This is a genomic window from Duganella sp. GW821-FHT07G03 (assembly GCF_059418605.1).
Genome location: NZ_JBWKQE010000010.1, coordinates 74865 through 96342, shown reverse-complemented (window position 1 = coordinate 96342; position 21478 = coordinate 74865). Strand labels below are relative to the sequence as shown.

Annotated in this window: 13 protein-coding genes; 4 read left to right on the top strand and 9 right to left on the bottom strand. The window is 65.9% G+C overall.

Annotated elements, in window-relative coordinates; translation table 11 throughout:
• Positions 1–12: 12 nt before the first annotated feature.
• The 5 genes from AC07OK_RS15175 to AC07OK_RS15155 all read right to left on the bottom strand — a co-directional run bounded on the left by AC07OK_RS15175 (position 13) and on the right by AC07OK_RS15155 (position 7587).
• Positions 13–798, bottom strand: a complete 786-nt coding sequence (locus tag AC07OK_RS15175) for an aldose epimerase family protein (protein ID WP_494691088.1) — start codon at positions 796–798, stop codon at positions 13–15.
• Positions 799–854: 56 nt separating this feature from the next.
• Complete coding sequence (locus tag AC07OK_RS15170; RefSeq protein ID WP_494691187.1) at positions 855–3116, bottom strand: glycoside hydrolase family 3 C-terminal domain-containing protein; 2262 nt, start codon at positions 3114–3116, stop codon at positions 855–857.
• An 8-nt stretch (positions 3117–3124) separates the two neighbouring features.
• Positions 3125–4780 carry an alpha-L-fucosidase gene (locus tag AC07OK_RS15165; protein WP_494691087.1) on the bottom strand — a complete coding sequence of 552 codons (1656 nt, stop codon included), beginning with the start codon at positions 4778–4780 and terminating at the stop codon, positions 3125–3127.
• 96 nt (positions 4781–4876) lie between these two features.
• On the bottom strand, positions 4877–5998 hold the full coding sequence (locus AC07OK_RS15160) for an acyltransferase family protein (protein WP_494691086.1): 1122 nt from the start codon (positions 5996–5998) through the stop codon (positions 4877–4879).
• The gene (locus AC07OK_RS15155) at positions 5995–7587 is read right to left on the bottom strand and encodes an alpha/beta hydrolase-fold protein (protein WP_494691085.1); all 1593 of its coding nucleotides are present in this window, start codon (positions 7585–7587) and stop codon (positions 5995–5997) included. The genes AC07OK_RS15160 and AC07OK_RS15155 overlap by 4 nt, the downstream gene beginning before the upstream one ends.
• Positions 7588–7835: 248 nt before the next feature.
• On the opposite strand from AC07OK_RS15155, the gene AC07OK_RS15150 reads away from it, so the two are divergent.
• The 3 genes from AC07OK_RS15150 to AC07OK_RS15140 all read left to right on the top strand — a co-directional run bounded on the left by AC07OK_RS15150 (position 7836) and on the right by AC07OK_RS15140 (position 13352).
• Positions 7836–9512 carry a sodium:solute symporter family transporter gene (locus tag AC07OK_RS15150; protein ID WP_494691084.1) on the top strand — a complete coding sequence of 559 codons (1677 nt, stop codon included), beginning with the start codon at positions 7836–7838 and terminating at the stop codon, positions 9510–9512.
• 87 nt (positions 9513–9599) lie between these two features.
• A complete protein-coding gene (locus AC07OK_RS15145) occupies positions 9600–10862 on the top strand; it encodes a glycoside hydrolase family 5 protein (RefSeq protein WP_494691083.1) in 1263 nt (420 codons plus the stop codon).
• A gap of 165 nt (positions 10863–11027) precedes the next feature.
• Positions 11028–13352 (top strand): hypothetical protein, encoded by a 2325-nt coding sequence (locus AC07OK_RS15140; RefSeq protein WP_494691082.1) that lies wholly within the window; start codon positions 11028–11030, stop codon positions 13350–13352.
• A 14-nt stretch (positions 13353–13366) separates the two neighbouring features.
• On the opposite strand, the gene AC07OK_RS15135 is transcribed toward AC07OK_RS15140, so the two are convergent.
• Both AC07OK_RS15135 and AC07OK_RS15130 read right to left on the bottom strand, forming a co-directional pair.
• Positions 13367–14569, bottom strand: a complete 1203-nt coding sequence (locus AC07OK_RS15135; protein ID WP_494691081.1) for a XylR family transcriptional regulator — start codon at positions 14567–14569, stop codon at positions 13367–13369.
• A gap of 199 nt (positions 14570–14768) precedes the next feature.
• Positions 14769–15833 (bottom strand): helix-turn-helix domain-containing protein, encoded by a 1065-nt coding sequence (locus tag AC07OK_RS15130; protein WP_494691080.1) that lies wholly within the window; start codon positions 15831–15833, stop codon positions 14769–14771.
• A gap of 500 nt (positions 15834–16333) precedes the next feature.
• On the opposite strand from AC07OK_RS15130, the gene AC07OK_RS15125 reads away from it, so the two are divergent.
• Complete coding sequence (locus AC07OK_RS15125; protein WP_494691079.1) at positions 16334–18445, top strand: beta-galactosidase; 2112 nt, start codon at positions 16334–16336, stop codon at positions 18443–18445.
• A gap of 35 nt (positions 18446–18480) precedes the next feature.
• Here the strand turns inward: AC07OK_RS15125 and AC07OK_RS15120 are convergent, their stop codons facing one another.
• Positions 18481–19080 carry a PEP-CTERM sorting domain-containing protein gene (locus tag AC07OK_RS15120; protein ID WP_494691078.1) on the bottom strand — a complete coding sequence of 200 codons (600 nt, stop codon included), beginning with the start codon at positions 19078–19080 and terminating at the stop codon, positions 18481–18483.
• A 24-nt stretch (positions 19081–19104) separates the two neighbouring features.
• On the bottom strand, positions 19105–21459 hold the full coding sequence (locus tag AC07OK_RS15115) for a WD40/YVTN/BNR-like repeat-containing protein (RefSeq protein ID WP_494691077.1): 2355 nt from the start codon (positions 21457–21459) through the stop codon (positions 19105–19107).
• Between the last annotated feature and the right edge of the window lie 19 nt (positions 21460–21478).

Below are 21478 nucleotides of genomic sequence, written 5' to 3'. Positions count from 1 at the left end.
AGCCGCTGCCGGCTAGCGCTGCAGCGTTAGCCGGTAGACGGTGGTCTGGCGATAGATCTGCCCCGGACGCAGCATGAGCTGCGGCCAGCCCTGGCTCAACAGGCCAGGCCGGGGCTGGCCATAAAGAGAGAAGCCGCGCCGGCCCTGCAGCGCCAGACTCGGGCCGCCGGCGCGGAACTGCAGGGCTGCCTCGGTGCTGTACACCTGCAGACGACGTCCCGAGCCGGGATCGATCACCCGGGCCACCTCGCGCAACACGCCCTGGCCGCCGGAGAAATGGTCGCCGACGTAAAAGCAGTGGTCGAACTTTCCCGCGACATGAAGCTGGCTGTTGGGCCAGCACAAGCGTGTGCCGATCGGTGCCGGTTGCCGGAAATCGAACGGCGTCCCGCCTACGACCGCAACGCCGGCCGGCATGCCGCCGGCGTCGAGCTCCACATAATAGTCGGCGCTGATCTGCAGCAAGTGATCGCCGACATCCGCGTCACCACTGTTGAGGTTGAAACAAGGGGAAGACTGCGCCAGTGACAGCGTCGGCGCCGCCGCCACGGCCGCATGGTTGATGATCAGCTTGTCGTCATCGTCGAGATGGTAGTTGAGCAGCAGCTCGGTGCCATCCGCCGTCAACCGCCGCAGCGACACGCCACCTTCGGCATGACGGCCTTCCCAGCGTGGCGGGACCAACTCGGCGGCGGCCGCATCCCGATCCGCCAGCAGCACGTTGGCCATGCGCCCGTAGCGGTCGGGCGCGCGCCAGGAGCACAGCGCAGCACCGCTTTCGCTGATCGTCACCGTCATGCCGTGGGTATTCTTGAGCGTAAACAAGCGGTCTGCGCCTTTTTTGTTCGCCGCGATTAACGGGAGCGTTTGTGCAATGGCTTGCCGTTCACATCATAAACGGCGGCCTCCAGGTGAACCACGGTGCTGACGGCCTGGTCGTCGGCGGCGCTAGACGCCAGAGCGAGCTTGTAATCGCCCTTGGCAACCTTCCACGTCTTCGATGCGGAGTCATAGACCGCCAGCAAGCGCGGATCGACGGTAACAGACGACTGAACGCCCGCCCCCGGCTGCACCTCGACCTTCTGGAAGCCGGCCAAGCGCTTGGGCGCTTCCCAGCGCACCTTCAACGGCGACACGTAGAGCTGGGCCACCTGCTTGCCCGCCACCTTGCCCACATTCTTCACCGTGAACGAGGCCCGCAGCACGCCGTCCTTGACGCTGGCGGCCAGATCCGAGAAAGCAAACTCCGTGTAGGACAAGCCGTGGCCGAACGGGAACAAGGGCGTGAGTCCCTTGAGGTCGAACCACTTGTAGCCGACCGCCGCACCCTCGCTGTAATCGACATCGAAGCGCCGGTCCGCCACTTCGGGGAAGCCGTCCAGCGCCGGACGCGGCAATTGCGATTCCGACGCCGGGAAAGTGGCCGGCAAATGTCCCGACGGATTGACCTCGCCGAACAGCACGCCGGCAATCGCCTCGCCGCCGTCGCTGCCGGGATACCACGCCTCCAGCACGGCCGACACCTTGGGCAGCCACGGCATGGTCACCGGCCCGCCGGTCTCCAGCACCACAACCGTGTTGGCGTTGGCCGCCGCCACCGTTGCGATCAGCGCGTCCTGCTGGTCGGGCAGCGACAGATTCGGCATGTCGAAGCCCTCGCCCGTCCATTGGGTGGCGAACACCAGCACCACGTCGCTGTCGCGCGCCAGCTTGGCCGCTGCGGCGCGGTCGCTGCCGTCGCTGTACACCACCGTTGCCGACGGCAGCCGCGCCTGGATGGCTTTCAGCGGCGACGACGGATAGACCATGACCGGGCCGGGCCAGTTCTTGGGCGCCAGCTCCGGCGCGGCGTTGCCGCCGGCCGGATACACCAGCGACGAACCGCCGCCAGCCAGCACACCGCGGTCGGCATAACCGCCGATCACCGCGATGCGTTTGGCGGATGGCTTCAACGGCAAGGCGCCGGCGCTGTTCTTCAGCAGCACCATGCCCTCCTGCGCATCCTTGCGCGACACGGCCGCATGCGCATTGAAGTCGATCGTCTGCGGCGCCGGCGCCACCGGGTGGTCCACCACGCCGTGCGCGAACATCGCATGCAGGATGCGGCGCACCATGTCGTCCAGGCGCGCCTGCGGCACCCAGCCGTTCAACACGGCCTCCTTCAGCGGCGGGCCGAAATAATCGGCCTGGTCGAACGGCATGCCGGATTGCTGATCCAGTCCCGCATTGGCGGCCGGCACCGTGCTGTGCACCGCGCCCCAATCCGACATCACCCAGCCCTTGAAGCCCCAGTCATCCTTCAGCACCTCGTTCAGCAGGTAGCTGTTCTCGCACGAATAGGCGCCGTTGACGCGGTTGTAGGAACACATCACCGATCCCGGATTGCCGTCTTCGTTCGCTATCTGCAAGGCCAGCAGATCCGACATGCGCGCCGAGCGGTCGTCGATCTTTACGTTGAGCGTGGTGCGGCCGGTTTCCTGGTCGTTCAGGGCAAAGTGCTTGAGCGTGGACACCACGCGGTTCGACTGTATCCCCTTGATCTGCGCGCCGACGATCTTGCCGGCCAACAGAGGGTCCTCGCCCGCATATTCGAAGTTGCGGCCGTTGCGCGGCTCGCGCATCAGGTTGACGCCGCCGGCCAGCAACACGTTGAAGCCGTAGGCGCGCGCCTCCGCGCCGATCATGGCGCCGCCCGCGTAGGCGGTTTGCAGATCCCAGCTGGCGGCCGTGTTCAGGCCCGATGGCAGTGCCGTGCCCGGCCGCGCATCCGGGCCGGCCTGGCTGGCAACGCCCAGGCCGGCATCGGTCTCCCACAGATGGGGAATGCCCAGGCGCGGCACGCCGTAGATGAAGCCGGCCGACTGCTTGTGCGACGGCGCCGGCCGCGTGGTCTTTTTCGATTCCATGTCGGCGCCCAGGTAGCCGTAGACCAGCTTGAGCTTTTCGTCCAGCGTCATCGCGGCGACCGCCAGGCGGGCGCGTTCCTCCGCGCCCAGCTGCGCGTTCATCCACGGCGTGGCCGCAGGCGCCGCAGCCTCGCCGGTTTGCGCGCCGACGCTACCGCAGCAAAGCGCCACGGCCGCCGACAACAGGCTGATTTTTCTCTTCAATTTCATACTCATATTTAAATGATCCGCAGCGCGAACGCATAAGGGAGTGCCGGCGCAGCGCCCGGCAGCGTCACCAGCAGGCCGTCCACCGTTTGCTGGAACGCCAGCGACTGGCTTCTGCCCACCAGCTCGACCCGCGCAATGCCCTGCTTCAGGTGCGGGCTGCCGGCGCACATGGTCTTGATCAGGGCCTTGCCGTCGGCCGGCCAGCCCATGACGAAGGCATACACCGCATCGCCCTTGACGGTGAAACGCACGTCGGCCGCCGAGAACGGCTTGTTCTTGCCCTCGTTGAAGCCCGCGCCCGACATCGGCGCCGACGCCTCTTCCATCACCGGCCCCTCGCCGAACACCGACCACGGACGGCTGTCGTAGATGCCCTCGCTGTTGACCGCCATCCAGCGGCCGATCTCTTCGACGATGGCCTGCTCCAGCGGATCGATGCTGCCGTTGCCGCGCACCGGCACGCTGAGCAGCAGGTTGCCGTTCTTGCTGACCACGTCGATCAGCGTGTGGACCACCGTCTGCGCGCTTTTGTACGATTTGTTGTCGTAGACGCGGCGGTCGTAATGCCAGCTGCCGATGCAGGTACAGGTTTGCCACGGCAGCGGTTCGATGGCGTTGCTCTGGCCGCGTTCGATATCCCAGACCATGGTCTTGCGCTGCTGCTCATCGAGGATCTTGCCGTTGACCACGGCCTCCAGCTTGCCCTTCCTGGCGATGCTGCGGTTGTACATGTGCGCGGTCAGGCGCAAGCCGACGTCGCTGAACGGCCACAACGGCAGCTTGGTGTCGTCGAAGTAGACCAGGTCGGGGTCGTAGTTGTTGATCAGTTCCATGGTGCGGTCGTAGAACTTTTCGCAGTAGGCCTGGTCGGGGATGGACGCGCCGTCCCCCCAGTGCCACTGCCCGCCGCCGACGCCGCCGCCGCCATCCTTGCTCAGCGGATGGTTCTGCGCATACAGCGCCTGCGGATCGAACCCTTCCCACCACTTGCCCTTGCCGTCGGCCTTGGCCAGGCGGCCATCGTAGGGCACGCCTGCATAAGGGCCACTCTTGTCGGCGCCCTGCGCCGTTTCATACCAGGTCCAGGCGTGGGCGGCGTGCACACTGACGCCGAAGCGCAGGCCCTGCTTGCGGGCCGCCTTGGCCCAGCCGCCGATCAAGTCCTTCTTCGGCCCAATCTTGGTGGAGTTCCATTGCGGCTGGTACTTGCTGGCGTACAGGTCCAGATTGTCGTGGTGGTTGGCCAGGGCGACGAAGTATTTCGCGCCGGCCTTCTTGTACAGCGCCACCAGGGCGTCGGGCTCCCAGCGCTCCGCCTTCCATTCACGGATGACGTCCTTGAAGCCGACCTCGGACGGATGGCCGTACTTCTTCAGGTGATACTTGTAGGCGTCGCTGCCCTCCTCGTACAGGGCGCGACCGTACCAGTCGCCGAACTCCGCTTCGCATTGCGGGCCCCAGTGCGCCCAGATGCCGAACTTGGCATTGCGGAACCAATCGGGCGTCTGGTAGGCCGCCAGCGAATTCCAGTCCGCCTTGAAGGGGCCGGGCGCCATGGGCTCGTGGCCGCCGAACGGCGCCGCCTTGGCTGCGTGGGTATAGGGGGACAGCGCCAGGGCCGGAATGGCCGCGCCCAGGTGCTTCAATATTTCTCGTCTCTTCATTATCGGTTCCATCATCAATTGGGGAAAGCCTGCGCGCATTGTGCGAGCCGGCGGATGGCGGCGCAATGGCGAAAACCGTCATTGCGTCTCATAAAATCAGGCAAGCCGCTCCTGCCGCGCCGGCCGGCCCTCCTCTCCGACGCACACGCGCGACAGCCAGGCCCGCAGCGGCCGGTCGTACCATCGCGACAACGCCCAGGCCAACAGGACCATGCCGCCGTACAGGCCGACGGCGACGGCCGCCAGCAGCGGCTTGCCGGGATGAGTCGACCAGTTCCAGTGCGCAAAAAGATAGATGAAGGGGTAGTGGACGATATACAGCGGGTAGGACAGCTCGCCGGCCAGGGCGCAGATCCGCCCCGCCCGGCCCGCCATGTTCGCGGTGCCGGCGCCGGCCATCAGCACGAATGGAAACACCAGGGTCACGCAGGCCGCCTCGAACAACCAGTTGACGCTGCCCAGCATCGGCATGCAGAAGACAGCGGCCAGCAGCAGCGACAACAGCAGGTAGGGCGCCGGCAGCGAGACCGCCAGCTTCATCCTGTACACGAGCAGCCCCAGCAGGAATGGGCAGGCCAGCCGGATCGGCGCGACCCAGAAATGATCCCACCCCCAGCCGTAGCCGAGGTTGCCGAAGTGCCGGGCCGTCAACAGCAGGGCCAGCGCGCTGGCCAGGCACAGCGCCACATGGGTTTTGCGCCCCAGGCGCGGGGCATACAGGACATACAGCAGGTTGGCGAGGTATTCCTGGCACAACGTCCATGCCGGGCCGTTGACGGAATGGGTCTCGCCGAAATAATTGGGCAGGGTCGGCGCCGGCAACAGCAGCAGGTTGAGGCAGAAGGTCAGCACCAGCATGCCCAGCGACAGTTTGGCGCCGACCCGCTGCGCCTCGCCGACAAACGGATCGAGCAAATAGACCAGCACGCCGATCACCATCGCGGCCAGCACCATCGGATGCAGCCGGATCAGGCGCCGCTTGAAGAAGCCGGCTGCCGACAGCGGTTGTCCGGCGCCACCCTGCGGCGCGAGACGGGCATCGTAAGCGTGGCCCAGTACAAAGCCGGACAGGGCGAAGAAGAAATCGACCGCCAGAAAAGTATGCGGCATGGGATGCTGCTCCAGGCTGGGCACCAGCAATTCCCACAGGTGAAACAGGACCACGCTGAAGGCCGCCGTACCGCGCAGGCCGTCCAATACCTGATAGTGCTGCTTCATGGGGACTCCGTGAGGTTCGGGCCGGGCGTGGCCTGGCGGAAGAGGCGCTGGGCGTAGTGGTACAGATTGTCCGCCCAGCTCTCGCGGTCATGGCCGTGCTCGTCCACATTCCAGACGTGGGCGATGCCGTGCAGCGTCAGGTAGCGATGCAGGGTTTGTGAACCGCCGATCAGCCCGTCCTGCCTGCCGCAAGAGAGATACAGCCATTGCGGCTGGCCGCGTCCGCTTTCCGGCAGCAGTTCGGCCGCCGCCTTCAGGTTGGGCGCCGCCGAGAAGGCGCCGACCCAGCCAAAGGTGTCGGGATGGCCGAGTCCGATGTTCAACGCCTGGCCGCCGCCCATCGACAGCCCGGCGATCGCGCGTTGCGCCCCGCCGCCCAGGGTTGGGTACTTGGCGTCGATGGCGGGCACCAGCACCTCCGGCAGCTCGCGCTCGAACGCGGTGAAGCCGGCGATGTGCGCCGGCGTGAAAGTGCGTTCGGCGGGCGGCGGGCGGTCGTCGGCCAGGGCGCGGCCGTTGGGCATGACGACGATCATCGGCAGCGCCTTGCCGTCGGCGATCAGGTTGTCGAGGATGGCTTGGGCATGCACGTAGCCGCGCCACTCGTCGTGGTTGCCGGCGATGCCGTGCAGCAGGTACAGCACCGGGTAGCGCCGCTGCGCGGTGTAGCCGGCCGGCAGGTAGACGTTGGCCTTGCGCCGCGTGCCGGTGATGCCGGAGTCGTAGCTGAACTCCTCGATCCGGCCCTGCGCCACGCCGGCCCGCGGCTGGTCGAAGCCGGCCGGCGCGGCGGCAAAGGACCGCGCGTCGTCGGCCGCCAGCACCACCGGCTGTACCGGGCGCGGCTGATTGAGCAGGCGTTCGATGTCGGGCCGCATCGCGGCCGCCCAGATCCGGTATCCCTGCTCCGACAGATGCAGGAAGTCCGGCTGGTTGACGGCCGACAGCGTGCCGTCGGCGCCGATGAAGTGCGCGCCGTAATCGTGGAAGTAGACGTGCTGGCCGTCGTCCAGCGTCGCCACCATCTTGTCGAGCGCGACGATGCGCTGGCGCACCGGCTCATCGGGTTTGGCGCCGGCCGGCAGCACGGCGTTGAGCAGGATGCGAGCGGCCGGATACTGCGCGCGCAGCCGGCCGACCACGGCGCGGATGCCGTCGAACACCTGCTCCGGCGTTTCGCCACACAGATTGAAGTTGTTCACGCCGATCAGCAGCACCACCAGCCTGGGCTGCAGGCGCGCGATGGCCGGGTCCTGCAGGCGCCACAGCACGTTGCCGGTATGGTCGCCGCCGATGCCGAAGTTGGCCGCCTTGAGCTGGCCGAAATTGGCGTCCCACACCGGCATCGGCCACATCTCGGTGAGCGAATCGCCGAGGAACATCACGTCGACCCCGCCCTCGGCGGCGCGCGCGACCTGCTCCGCGTGCATGCCGCGCCAGCGCGCGATCGACATCCACGGGTAGTCGACCACGCGCGGCGCCGCGGTCAGGGCGCACGGCGGCGGGGCCGCGACGGCGGGCGCATCGGCGGCGATCGCGCCATGAACGGTCAGGGCGGTCATCAACAACAGGGCCAGGCGGCTGGACATACAGGTCATCCTTTTTCATTTCGATCGGTTGCAGCGATTTTGCAACCCGCGCCGCCCGGTATCAATTATGAAATTCATCAACCTGCACAGTGATTCTTGACAACCGCGCCCCAGCGGCAAAGATCCCCTGCACAATAAGCGCCAGCAACTTCCCGCTCCAGCTGGGCACGACGGACAGCGACTTCCGCGCGACTGTCCGCATTTGAGACTTAACGCATTTGAGACTTAATTTTCATACCGACTTCCTCATGAACACTTTTTCGGCACTAGATACCATCGTTTTTCTCGTCTACTTCATCATCGTCGCGGGCTACGGCCTGTGGGTGTACCGGCGCAAGCAGGCCGGCTCGGGCAAGGCCTCGCATGACTACTTCCTGGCGGAGGGCTCGCTGACCTGGTGGGCCATCGGCGCCTCGCTGATCGCCTCCAACATCTCGGCCGAACAGTTCATCGGCATGAGCGGCTCCGGCTTCCGCATCGGCATGGCCGTCGCCGTCTACGAGCTGATGGCCGCCGCCACGCTGGTGATCGTGGCCGTGTTCTTCATGCCGGTTTATTTGAAGAACCGCATCTACACCATGCCGCAGTTCCTCGAACAGCGCTACGGCAAGGCGGTCGCCACCACGATGGCGCTGTTCTGGCTGGGCCTGTACGTGGTGGTCAACCTGACGTCCATCCTCTACCTGGGCGCGCTGGCCATCAGCAGCCTGTCGGGCATTGCCCTGCTGCCGTGCATGCTGTTCCTGGCGGTGTTCGCGGCCATCATCACGCTGGGCGGCATGAAGGTGATCGGCTACACCGACGTGGTGCAGGTCACCTGCCTGGTGGTCGGCGGCCTGGTCACGACCTGGCTGGCGCTCGACATGGTGGCGGCGCTGGGCAGCAAGCATGGCGCGCTGCAAGGCTTCTCCGAGCTGTACAACCACGCCCGCGGCCACTTCGACATGGTGCTCAAGCGCGACAACCCGAACTATATGGACCTGCCGGGCCTGTCGGTGCTGCTGGGCGGCATGTGGATCGTCAACCTGAACTACTGGGGCTGCAACCAGTACATCACCCAGCGCGCGCTGGGCGCCGACCTGCCGACCGCGCGCAAGGGCCTGCTGTTCGCGGCCTTCCTCAAGCTGCTGATGCCGGTGATCGTGGTGTTGCCTGGCATCGCCGCGTATGCGCTCGACAAGTCCGGCGCGCTGGGCGACGCCATGAAAGTCGGCGGCGAAGTCAATCCCGACCGCGCCTACCCTATTCTGCTGGGCCTGCTGCCATCGGGCTTGAAGGGCATCGCCTTCGCCGCGCTGACCGCCGCCGTAGTCGCTTCGCTGGCCGGCAAGGCCAACAGCATCGCCACCATCTTCACGCTCGACATCTACAGCAAACTGTTCAACAAGACCACCAGCGAACAACGCATGGTGTGGATAGGCCGCGTCAGCGTGGTGGTGGCGATGGCGCTGGCCGTGCTGATCGCGCCGATGCTGGGCATCGACAAGAAAGGCGGCTTCCAGTACATCCAGGAATACACCGGCTTTGTCTCGCCCGGCATCCTGGCCATGTTCCTGCTGGGTTTCTTCTGGAAGAAAACCACGTCCGGCGCGGCCATGTTCGCCACGCTGGGCGGCCTGGCCGGCTCCATCCTGCTGAAGTTCCTGCCGACGATGATGGACCTGTCGTTCCTGGCATCGATCGGCTTCTCCAAGGACAACGGCAGCGGCGTGTACGAGATTCCCTTCCTCGACCGCATGTTCATCGTGTTCTGGTTCGTGGTGGCCGGCATGGTCGTGATCAGCAAGATGGCCGAAGCGCGGCGCGCCGCCAACACCCGCCACCTGCATGTCGACCACAACCTGTTCCGCGTCGACGGCGCCTTCGCCTTCGGCTCGGCCGTGATCTGCGTGCTGCTGGCCACGATCTACACGGCCTGGTGGTAAGCCATATCTGAAAGGAGGTGCCAGCCCAGTCTATGCAATGCCGGTTCTTGAACACAAACATAACACTTAACGATAAGGAGATATGTCTTGAGAACAAATACCATCCTGAGCACCTTCCTTCTGGCGCTGGCCGCAACTGGTTGTGGCGGCGGCGCCTCGGACAACGTCGGCGGCGGCGACAAGCAAGCCGCCCTCATGCGCATGGGCGGCAGGCCGGCCGCCACCTACCCCAGCTACAACACCAGCCCGCAACCCGCCGACCTCAGCGGCATGAGCAGCGACGCGGTCACGCTCTCCACGCGGATCAAGGCCGGCTATAACATCGGCAATACGCTGGAAGCGATCGGCGGCGAGACCAACTGGGGCAATCCCGCGATCTCGCTGCAGCAGATCCAGCTGATCAAACAAAGCGGCTTCACCGCCGTGCGCCTGCCCACCTCCTGGGACCAGTACGCCAACCAGAGCACGGGCAAGATCAGCGACGCCTGGCTGGCCCGCGTCAAGCAGGTGGTGCAGTATTGCGTCGACAACGGCCTGTATGTCATCGTCAACATCCATTGGGACGGAGGCTGGCTCGACAACAACATCAACGCCTCCGCGCAAGCCTCGGTGAACGCCAAGCAGAAGGCCTACTGGGAACAGATCGCCACCGCCCTGCGCGGCTTCGACGAGCATCTGCTGCTCGCCAGCGCCAACGAACCGCCTGCCGGCGACGCCACGCAGATGGCCATCCTGCTGTCCTACCACCAGACCTTCATCAACGCGGTGCGCTCGACCGGCGGCAGGAACGCTTACCGGACGCTGGTGGTGCAAGGGCCGAAGACGGACATCGACACCACCTACAACCTGATGAACACCATGCCCAGCGACAGCGTGCAGCGCCGCCTGATGGCGGAGGTCCACTACTACACGCCCTACCAGTTCACGCTGATGGACGCCGACCAGAGCTGGGGCAACCAGTTCTTCTACTGGGGCGGCGCCTACCACTCGACCACCGACACGGCCCACAATGCCAACTGGGGCGAGGAAACCGACCTGAACGCCTACTACGCCAAGATGCGGCAAAAGTTCGTCAATCAGGGCATACCGGTGGTCATCGGCGAGTTCGGAGCGATGCGGCGCAGCGGCCTGTCCGGCAACGCCAATCTGCAGCTGCACCTGAACTCGCGCGCGTACTTCCTCAACTATGCCAGCCGGCAAGCGGTAGCCAACGGCATGCTGCCGTTCTACTGGGACAATGGGGCGACGGGCAACAACGGCTGGGCGATCTTCAATCGCTGGACCAACACCGTGGTGGACCAGCAAGCGCTCGATGCGTTGATCCGCGGCGGCAACGGGCTCGGTCTCTGATCCGGTAGCGAATTTCAGCTGTCGTCTTGACTCTTTTTGTAATTGCGCGCGAGATTTCCCATCAGCAAAATACAGTTCAACCTGGCCATGCGCGTGCCGACGCGCGGGTCAGGGCTGATCAATCAAGCGACGCGCTGTCCGCGTCCCTATCAAAGCGAGCAAGCCATGCAATCCCAGAAGCAGTCGGAAAACCTGAAGTCCCGCGCCCTTTATACGGCCGGCCTGTTGACCCTGGCGCTGGCGGCGGGCTGCGGAGGCGGTGGCGGCGGTAGCGCCAGCGCGCCGGCCACCCCGGCGCCAACCGCCCCGCCACCCGTGGCCCCGCCGCCGGCCACGCCGCCGACCGAGGCGCCGCCGGTGACGCCGCCGCCCACCAATCCGGCGGGCGGCGGCTACAGCTGGTCGTCCACGCTGTTCGGCGCCGGCGGCTATATCACCGGCACCGTCTACCATCCGACGGTGCCGGGCCTGGTCTACATCCGCACCGACGTGGGCGGCGTCTACCGCCGCGATCCGGGCTCGGCCACCTGGATTCCCCTCAACGACGACCTGAGCCGCGACGACAACCAGCTGGCCGGCGGTGAATCGCTGGCGCTCGACCCCAACGATGGGCAGAAAGTCTACGTCGCCGCCGGCATGTACCTGCCGTCGTGGGGACGCAATGCGGCCATCCTGCGCTCCAGCGACCGCGGCGCCACCTGGTCGCGCACCGAACTGCCGATCCGCCTCGGCGGCAACGCCGACGGCCGCGGCACCGGCGAGCGCCTGCAGGTCGACCCGAACCAGGGCGCGATCCTGTTCCTCGGCACCAACCAGGATGGTCTGTACAAATCGACCGACTCCGGCGTCAGCTGGTCGCAGGTGGCCGGCTTCCCGGCCACGGCCGGCAGCACCTTCGTGCTGTTCGACAAATCGAGCGGCACGCCGGGCGCGGCCAGCAAGACCATTTATGTCGGCGTGGCGTCCACCACCGGCAACGCGCTGTACCGCTCCGGCGACGGCGGCGCCAGCTGGGCGCCCGTGTCCGGCGGGCCGGCCGGCCTGATGCCGCTGCAGGGCGCGCTCGACGGCGCCGGCCATCTGCTGCTCACCTACGGCAACGCGCTCGGCCCCAACGGCGTCTCCACCGGCGCGGTCTACCAGCTGACGCTGGCCGGCAATCGCTGGACCGACATCACCCCGGCCGCGCCGACCGCTTCCTGGCAGTTCGGCTACGGCGGGCTGGCCGTGGACGCCCGCAACCCCAACACCATCGTGGTCTCGACCATCGACCGCTGGTCGACCGGCGACGACCTGTACAAATCGACCGACGGCGGCGCCAGCTGGACCGGCCTGAACGCCCGCAGCACCCACGCGGCGCCGAACCAACCATGGCTGACCGCCTACTACGGCGGCTCGCTGGCTGGCAAGATGGGCCATTGGATCACCGACGTCGACATCGATCCCTTCAATGCCGACCACATCATCTACAACACCGGCTACGGCCTATGGGAAAGCAACAACCTGGGCGCCGCCAGCGTGGCCTGGTCGTTCAACGTCGGCGGCATCGAGGAATCGGGACTGTATGCGCCGCTGGTGTCGCCCGCTACCGGCGCCCACCTGTTCACGGCGCTCGGCGACGTCGCCGGCGCCCGCTACGACGCCGGCTTCGGCAGCGTCGGCGGCTACTACAGCACCCCCAACTCGTCGAACTACGGCGTCGACGTGGCCGCGCTCAACACCAACGTGGTGGTGCGCACCGTCGCCGCCGGCAATAAGGCCATGATCTCGCAGGACAACGGCGTCACGTGGGCGCAGGTGGCCGGCAGCCCGGTTGCGGCCAACTCCGACGCCGGCCGCATCGCCGTGTCCGCCAGCGGCGGCGCGCTGCTGTGGGTGCCGGGCGGACAGAGCGCCTACTACTCCACCAACGGCGGCGCCAGCTGGACGGCGTCGAGCGGCTATCCGGTCACCGGCGCGGTCACTTCCGGCAGCTATTTCACGCCGGTGGCCGACCAGGTGGCCAACGGCTACTTCTACACCTACGACCACGCCGCCGGCGTGATCCGGGAAAGCGCCAACAACGGCCAGAGCTTCGCGCCCATCTATTCGGGCCTGGACGTGCTGCCGTCCTACGCCACGCAAAGCCAGCTGGCGTCGGTGCCCGGCTCGGTGCGCCGCGACCTGTGGCTGGCCACGCCGAACGGGCTGTGGCACATCAACGGCGCCGGCGCCACCCCGGTGAAGATCGCCGGCGTGCAGGCCGCCTCCGGGGTCGGCTTCGGCAAGGCCGCGGCCGGCGCCAGCTATCCGGCCGTCTACGTCTCCGCCAAGGTCAACAATGTCTGGGGCGTGTATCAGTCCATCGACGGCGGCGCCGGCTGGAAGCGGCTCAATGACGACCGCCACCAGTGGGCCGGGGTCACCTACGTCACCGGCGATATGCGGGTCTACGGCCGGGTGTACGTCGGCGCCCTGCGCGGCGGCGTGCTGGTCGGCGAGCCGCAGTAGCGGCGGCCCGGCCCTTAGCCGACGGCCGTGCGCAGTTCCGGCCCGTCGAACAGACGGTCCCGGTAGGCGCGCGGCGTGCAGCCCAGCTCACGCTTGAACACCAGGTGCATATACTGGGTCGAGCCGAAGCCGCAGCCCAGCGCGACGTCGGCGATGCTGCGCTCGCCGCTGTCCAGGCCGGCCTTGGCGGCGTCCAGCTTGCAGCGCAGCACGACGTCGTGCACGCTGCAGCCCAGCTCCTGGCGGAAGTAGGCTTCCAGCGACGAGCGCGACACCCCCAGGTGCATGGCCACCTGGTGGCTCTTCAGGCTTTCGCAGGAGTGCTGGCGGATGTAGTGGCAGGCCCGCATCACCAGCGGGTGACCGGCCGGCTGGTGCAGGCTGGAGGCGAGCGCGTTGACGCCGGCCGGCGGCACCAGCACCGGCGTGTTCGGCACCCGCACCCGATGCAGTTTCTGGCTCAGCAGGTGGGCCGCGGTGCGCCCCATCTCGCGCGCGCCGTGCATGACCGAGCTCAGCGGGATGGGCGTGAGCAGGCGCACCAGCGGGTCGTTGTCGATGCCGATCAGCGCCACCTCGCCCGGCACCGCGATGCCGGCCATGCTGCAGGCCTGCAGCAGCTGGCGCGCGCGGGCGTCGGTCACGGCGATGATGCCGACCGGCTTGGGCAGGCTGCGCAGCCACTCGACCTGGCCCTCAAGCGCCTCGTCCCAGGAACAGGGATTGGTGACGCAGCCGCGGAAGATCTCGGCCTCGCTGCGGTCGTTCCACATCAGGCGGCGGAACGCATGTTCACGCTCCTGCGCCCAGCGGTTCGCGCTGGCTTCGGGCAGGCTGAACATCGCGAAACGCTGCAGGCCGGCGTCGATCAGATGCTCGCGCGCCTGCTTGACCAGCTGGAAATTGTCGGTGGCCACATAGGGCACGCCGGGCGGATACTGGTCTTCGGCGGCATACGAGCCGCCCACCGCCACCACCGGCAACTGGCAGTCGGCCAGCGCCGCCGCCACGCCGGGATCGTCGAAATCGGCGATGATGCCATCCCCCTGCCAGCTGCCGATGCCGGCCAGCCGCAGGCAAAAGTCTTCCTCCAGGAAGACTTCCCAGGCCACGCGGGTGCTGCCCAGGTAGTCGGCGATCCCCGCGAGTATCTCGCGATCGAAAGTTTTGTTGGCGTTGAACAGCAGTGCAATCCGGTATGTTTTGGTGGCGCCCATCACGTGGACGCCGGCTTGCGGCGCGGCAGCGCGCGCGTTGGTATCTTGCTCATCGTCTCCTCCTGGTCGTTATTTTTCTACCCTCTCGGCTATGCCGGAGCGTTCCGTAGAGAATAGAAACTCCCGCACGGCGGGAGCTAACGTTCAGACTGAAATTGCTAGCAAAACGGGGGGATTTGTAGGAATGATGACGATAGTGTTAGGGTTCGACGGCAGGACAGGCGCTGCGGAAGGCCTTGGGTGTGCAACCGTACTCCTCCTTGAACAGCTTATTGAAATAGGAAACATTGCCATAGCCGACGGAATAGGCGATTTCCGCCACCGTCGCCGTGTCCTTTTCGGCCAGCAGCCGCGCCGCCTCGGTCAGCCGCAGCTTGTTCAAATAGCCACTGAAAGTGTAGCCAAATTCGGCTTTCAGGATGTCGTACACCTTGTTGCGGTTGACGCCGGTTTCCTCGACCACCCGCTCCAGGTCCAGTTCCGCGTCGGCGTAGCGGCTGGCGATGAATTGCAGGATCGCCATCTTTTCCTTGTCGCGATGCGGCTCCAGCGAAAGTTGCTGATATGCGACGAACGGCATATCCTTTTGCAGCTTGCCTTTGACGTCGTCGACCAGGGCCTGCGCGTGTTGCCTGAAAAACCATACGCCAAAGCCGCTCCAGACGACGATCAACAACACCCCAAACAGCACCAGGTAGCCGCGGTTGCGGCCTTTCAGATTCAGCTCGCGGATCTCCACCTCCACCGTGACCTCGCGCGGACTCTGCTGCGTGCTGCCGATGTCGATTTTGGGCACCTTGTCCAGCTTGTACGACAGGCGCGACAAAGCCTGTTGCGTCATCAAAAACCACCATTGCGGCGTTTCCAGCCGCGTCAGGTCCAGCTCGACGCGCGATTCGTTCTCGTCGCAGGAAAAATAGGACATGGGTGCGCGGTAGCCCATAAACTCCGGCTGGTCGGACCGCCGGCCGACAAAGGTCGGAACGCTGAGCGCCAGCGTATTGGCCTGCGAACATTTCACCAGCAGCGAAATCGACGAATAACGCGACAGATCGATCTGGATCGCCTGCCCCTTGCGGTCGGTGAAATGCAGTTCGGCGCCGGCGAAGCCCTCATCCGTCCTGGCGATGCGGAAGTCGAAGCGCAGCCGTTGCTGGGCTTCATACAAGTGCAGGCTGGCCTTGCCGCCGGGGCGGGTGTCCCAGCTTTGTTCGCCACGCCAGGCCAGCGCGCTGTCGGCGGCTGGCAGCAGGGATACTTGCAAATAGCTCTGTTTGACGCAAATGTAGCCGAGCACTACGCACACGGCGATAAGACCAAAGCACACGACGAGTGCTTTTTTATAAAATTCATGCATGGAAAGCCTGGATCAGAGAAGATGACTGTCGCGTACGGAACGCTGGCTGCCAGTACGCGATGTTACCCGCCCAATGATCATCTGGCAATGCGAGCGCGGCTGGATGGCCGCGGCAAAAAAAACGGGCGGCCGAAGCCGCCCGAAACACTACCGGAGAGGTAGTTGGAGAGCATAGAAACGGGGACCGCCAGGCGTACCCGGCACTGCAGCGCCGCCTCGCAGTCCTTGGGGTACATTGTGGGATCGCGGTCCTCGCGCGGCAATTGTCAAAACCATCAACGCCGGCCCGAAATTGCGCAGCCCCCGGAAGCCAACCATAAATCATTGACTCGCTTGGCAATTTTCATAATTGCGCGGCCGTGCCGTCAGTCTCCACAATGGCTTGCTAACCATTACGGAGACCTCAGATGCTGAAACGAACACTGCTCTCGCTGGCCCTGTGCGCGGCCACTTGCGCGCAAGCCGCCGCGCCACCACCCTTCCCCACCATCCTGTACGGCACCGCCTACTACCACGAGTACATGCCCTACGAGCGGCTGGACAAGGACGTGCAGATGATGAAGGAGGCCGGCTTCAACGTGGTGCGCCTGGGCGAATCGACGTGGAGCTTGTGGGAGCCGGAGGACGGCCGCTTCGAGTACGCCTGGATGGACCGCGTGATCGACGCCATGGGCAAGGCCGGCATCAAGGTCATCATGGGCACGCCGACCTATTCGATCCCGGCCTGGATGGCCAGGCAGAACCCGGAAATCCTGGCCCGCAAGTTCAACGGCGTGCAGAACACCTACGGCATGCGCCAGAACATGAACACCGACTCGGCGGCCTACCGCTTCTACGCCGAACGCCTGATCCGCAAGATCGCCGCGCGCTACAAGGACAACCCGAACGTCATCGGCTGGCAGGTGGACAACGAGACCGGCAGCTACGGCGCCGCCAACGACGACGTCTTCATCCGCTTCCAGCACTATCTGGAAAAGAAATTCGGCACGCCGGAAAACCTCAGCAAGGCCTGGTTCCTGAACTACTGGGGCCAGGACCTGCACAGCTGGACCGACCTGCCGCGTCCGGACGGCGCCCAGAGCACCGGCTACAAGCTGGAATGGTCGCGCTGGGGCCAGATGCGCGTCACCGACTTCCTCACTTGGCAGGCCGGGCTGATCCGCGAATGCGCCTCGCCGCGCCAGTTCGTCACGCATGACTTCGCCGGCTCCATGCACAGCGACGTCAACGAGGTGGACGTCGCGCGCGCGCTCGACACGCCGGCCGTCAACATCTACCACTGGGGCCAGCGCGAGTACTACAACGGCGCCGAGCAGACGCTGCAGGCGGACTTCACCCGCTCGCTCAAGCGCGGCAACTTCCTGGTGACCGAGACCAACGCCCAGACCACCGACTGGTCCTCGTCCTTCCAGTACCCGCCGTACGACGGCCAGTTCCGCGAGGACGTCTACACCCACCTGTCGAACGGCGCCAACATGGTCGAGTACTGGCATTGGGCGTCGATCCACGCCAACCAGGAAACCTACTGGAAAGGCGTGCTGTCGCACGACCTGGAGCCGAACCGCGCCTACGCCGAGATGAGCCGCACCGGCCGCGAGCTGCAAAAGATCGGCCCGCGCCTGGTCAACCTGAAGCTGCACAACGACGTCGCCATCCTGTGGAGCCGCGATTCGCTCAACGCGCTCAACGACATGCCCTACGCCAAGGACAACCAGTGGGGCGGCGGCGGCACCAAGGCCGACTACGGCGGACAGGTGCGCCAGATGCACCGCGCGCTGTACGACCTGAACGTCGGCAGCGATTTCGTGTTTGCGGATACGCAGGACTTCTCGTCCTACAAGCTGCTGATCGTGCCGTCGCTGTACGTGGCGGATGACGCGCTGCTCAAGCGCATCTCCGACTACGTCCGCAAGGGCGGCCGGGTGGTGATGACCTTCAAGAGCGGCTTCACCAACGAGAACGCCGCCGTGCGCTGGACCATGGCGCCGGGGCCGTTGCGCGAGGCGCTCGGCTTCCACTACCAGGAATTCTCCAACCTGGCCCAGCCGCTGACCTTGAAAGGCGATCCCTTCCAGGCCGGCGCGGACAACAAGGTGCAGCACTGGGCCGAGTTCCTACAGCTGGACACGGCCAAGGCGCTGGCGTGGTACGACCATCCGTTCTTCGGCCGCTGGCCCGCGATCACGGCCAACCAGTACGGCGCCGGCAAGGTGGTCTACGAGGGCACCTATCTGTCGGACAAGCTGCAGAAGGCGGTGTTGCAGTCGTCGCTGCAGGAGCTGGGGATGCTGGCGCCGGAGCGGCAATTGCCGGCCAGCGTGCATGAGCGCTCCGGCGTCAACGGTTACGGCCATGCGCTGCGCTACTACTTCAACTATTCCGGCGCGGCGGTCAACTTCAGCTACCGCCACCAGGCCGGCGTCGAGCTGCTGAGCTCGCGCCGCGTGAAGCCGGACGAGGCGCTGACGCTGGGTCCGTGGGAACTGGCCATCGTCGAAGAAGACGGCCAGTCCAAATAAGCAGAAGCAGCCCCGCGCGAACGCGGGGCTGTTCATCACGCCTTGTTGCGGCGCTTCATGCAGGCCAGCAGGCCCAGGCCGGCGGCCAGCATCGCATAGGTGGCCGGTTCCGGCACGGCGCTGACGTCGATGTTGTCGAGCTGGTTGTAGGCGCCCGAGCTCAGGCGCAACTCGCTGATGCCGTTCTGCGCCGTGTTCCAGCTCCCCTCGCCTTCCAGCACACCGATCTGCTTGCCATCGGCCGACAGCGTGCTGCCTTCAAGGTAATAGTCAAAGCCGGCCAGGTTGAAGCGGCCGCCGCCCACCCGGGTCAGCGTGACGTAGGTATCCGCGCCGTTTTCCAGGCCGTCGTGCCAGTTGTAGGTCTGCGGCTCGAACGTGCCGTCGCCGATATGGGCCTCCCCCGCCGCCGCATTGGGCGCGTTCAGCGTCAGCAGGAAGCCGGCCTCCTCATAGCTCAGGTTGTTGCCGCTGTAGTGCATGGTGGCCGGCAGCTCGCCGGTGTTGCCGTACATGACCAGCTCGGCCATGCCGCCGAAGCCCAGCACGGCGGCGCCGGCGCTGCCGGCCAGCGCGCTCAGGCCCATGCCCAGCACCAGGGCCCCGACCAGCTTGTTTAATTTCATACCATTCATTTGATTCTCCAGATTGGGTAGGTTTTAGTAGCTGAACAGGACGCCGCGGCCGTGGCCGCTAAGATACAGACGCCCAGGCACGTTCTGGTCGGCCGCCAGCGTGCCGGCGCCGCCGAACTGGTGCTTGTCATCGTTGAAGCGAGTCCAGCTAAGGCCGCCGTCGTCGGAGCGGTGCACGCCCGACACGCCGTTGATCACGCCGACCACGTACACCGAAGCCGAGTACTTGGCGCCGATCGGCGCCTTGCCCAGCGCGATCGAGGTGGCGCCGTACACGTCCGGCTGGAACGACGACTGTCCCCAGATCGGCGCCGCCGCGCTCAGCTTGGTCCAGGTCGCGCCGGAATCGAGCGAGTGCAGGATGCCCTTGCCGTCCGCCACCCAGATATCGCCCTCAGCGTTCGGGTTGACCGCGATCGACGTCGCGTAGAAATCGGCGGTCCACGAATTGGCCGCGAACGTGCTGCTCTCGGTGAAGGTGTGGCCGCCGTCGGTCGAGGTGTAGAAATGCGCCGTCTCCGACCATTGCGCCCACCACGCGCCGCCGGCGTTGTAGGCATACACCTTGTTCGGATTCTTGCGGTCGGCCGCCAGGTGGTAGGCGCGGTCGATGCCCACATGATTCAGCGCCGGCAGATTGGTGTAGATCCAGGTCGCGCCGTTGTCGGTCGTATAGGCCGGCGCCGCATGGGACGGCGCCCAGACCACGTTGTTCAGCTTGGTGACGGCCAGGTTGCCGGCGCCGCTTTCGTTGGCCAACGCCTCCGGATGGTTGGTCGGGAACGCCTTCCAGCTCACGCCGGAATCGGCGGAATAGGCGCCGGCCACGGTGCTGTTCCACACATGGTTGCCGGTGGTTGCCATGTAAGCTGGATTGGACCAGGCCATGTCCGAACTGAAGGTGCTGTTGAACATGCCCCACGCGCCGCGCGTGGGCGACTTGAGCAGTTCCGTCTGGACCGCGGTGCCGACGTCGCCGGCGCTGCGCAGCAAGGTGTAGCTGGCGCCCGGCGGCGGCGCCATCAGCGCGTTGGTCACCACTTCCTCGATACCCTCGGAGGCATTGGTCCAGGTCGGCTTAGCCGCCGAGGCGTTGCGGGTTTCCCACACGCCGCCGCCGTGCACATGCAGGATGTGCTCGGGATTGTTCGGGTCGATCTCGACGTCGTCGATCCAGCCCGAGAAGCCGTTACTGGCGGGCAGGTGCGGCGCGGTCGAGGCGATCTCGCGCCAGCTCAGGCCGGCGTCGTCCGACAGCTGCACTACCGGCTGGCCGTCGTAGTTGCCCCAGGAGTTGGTCACGCCCAGTGCGATACGGGTGCTGGCGCCGGTGCCGGACACCGACAGGCCGCCCATGCCGAAGTTGACCCACTGCTGGGCATCGTACTTCTTCAGCAGGGTCCAGTGGACGCCGTCGAATTTGTACAGCCGCGACGGGCCGCCGGCGCCGGGGCCGGTGTCCTTGGTGAAGGCCACGTACATCATGCCATCCTTGTTGCGCACCATGTGCGGCACGTAGAAGCCGGCCACGTCGGCGGGGGTGGCGATGCCGTTCCAGGTCGCGCCGCCGTCGGTGGTCTTGTACATGCTGAAGCTCAGGCCCGCCACCGCCGCATAGTCCGGCGCGACGGCGGTGTAGATGGTCTGGGTGGCGCTGCCGCTGCCTTTGGTGTCAGTGTCGAAGATCACCTGCTCGAAGCCGACCACGCCGCTCCAGAAGACCGCGTTGATTTCATCCTTGGTCATATTGTGCGTGGCCAGCGACGCCAGCTGCTTCCAGGTCTGGCCGTAGTCGCTGCTCTTCCACATGCCGTTGGCGCGGGTGGCGTAGAACAGGATAGACGGCTGGTTCGGGTCCACCATCAGGCGCTCGCCGACGGCGCGGCCCTGGTTGTTGGCGCCCGCCGAGAACGGCAGGTCGACGTGTTGCCAGTTGTCGCCGCGGTCAGCGGAAATGTACAGGCGCGCATCGGGCTTTTCCGTCAGATACAGGCCGGCGCTCATGTAGACGCGCTTGTCGTCGTTCGGGTCGAGCGCCATGGTTTCGGTGCCGTGGTAGATGCCCTCGGCGGCGCTGAAGCCGTCGGTGATCGCTACCCAGGCCTTGGTGGCGGCGTCCCAGCGGTAGGCGCCGCCGACGTCGGTGCGGGCGTACAGCACGTCCGGGCTGGTCGGATGATAGACCAGGCCGGGGACGTAGCCGCCGCCGCCGAACTTCACGCTGGCCCAGCGGGTTGGCGCCGGCGCCCTGGCGGCGCCGCCCATCGTCAGGCGGGCCGCCGTCTGGTCTGCTTTGCCGCCGCTGCTGTCGCTGCCGCCGCAGCCTGCCAGCATGGCTGCCAGCAGGCCGGCCACGGCCGCGATGTGTCTCGTCTTCATATTTTTTTAACTCCAGGAA

What these genes read in the sequence shown, in the direction of transcription:
- AC07OK_RS15125 (WP_494691079.1), top strand. Translation starts at nt 16,334, where the DNA reads ATGCTGAAACGAACACTGCTCTCGCTGGCCCTGTGCGCGGCCACTTGC.
- AC07OK_RS15120 (WP_494691078.1), bottom strand. Translation starts at nt 19,080, where the DNA reads ATGAATGGTATGAAATTAAACAAGCTGGTCGGGGCCCTGGTGCTGGGC.
- AC07OK_RS15135 (WP_494691081.1), bottom strand. Translation starts at nt 14,569, where the DNA reads ATGGGCGCCACCAAAACATACCGGATTGCACTGCTGTTCAACGCCAAC.
- AC07OK_RS15175 (WP_494691088.1), bottom strand. Translation starts at nt 798, where the DNA reads ATGACGGTGACGATCAGCGAAAGCGGTGCTGCGCTGTGCTCCTGGCGC.
- AC07OK_RS15150 (WP_494691084.1), top strand. Translation starts at nt 7,836, where the DNA reads ATGAACACTTTTTCGGCACTAGATACCATCGTTTTTCTCGTCTACTTC.
- AC07OK_RS15170 (WP_494691187.1), bottom strand. Translation starts at nt 3,116, where the DNA reads ATGAAATTGAAGAGAAAAATCAGCCTGTTGTCGGCGGCCGTGGCGCTT.
- AC07OK_RS15155 (WP_494691085.1), bottom strand. Translation starts at nt 7,587, where the DNA reads ATGTCCAGCCGCCTGGCCCTGTTGTTGATGACCGCCCTGACCGTTCAT.
- AC07OK_RS15165 (WP_494691087.1), bottom strand. Translation starts at nt 4,780, where the DNA reads ATGAAGAGACGAGAAATATTGAAGCACCTGGGCGCGGCCATTCCGGCC.
- AC07OK_RS15115 (WP_494691077.1), bottom strand. Translation starts at nt 21,459, where the DNA reads ATGAAGACGAGACACATCGCGGCCGTGGCCGGCCTGCTGGCAGCCATG.
- AC07OK_RS15140 (WP_494691082.1), top strand. Translation starts at nt 11,028, where the DNA reads ATGCAATCCCAGAAGCAGTCGGAAAACCTGAAGTCCCGCGCCCTTTAT.
- AC07OK_RS15160 (WP_494691086.1), bottom strand. Translation starts at nt 5,998, where the DNA reads ATGAAGCAGCACTATCAGGTATTGGACGGCCTGCGCGGTACGGCGGCC.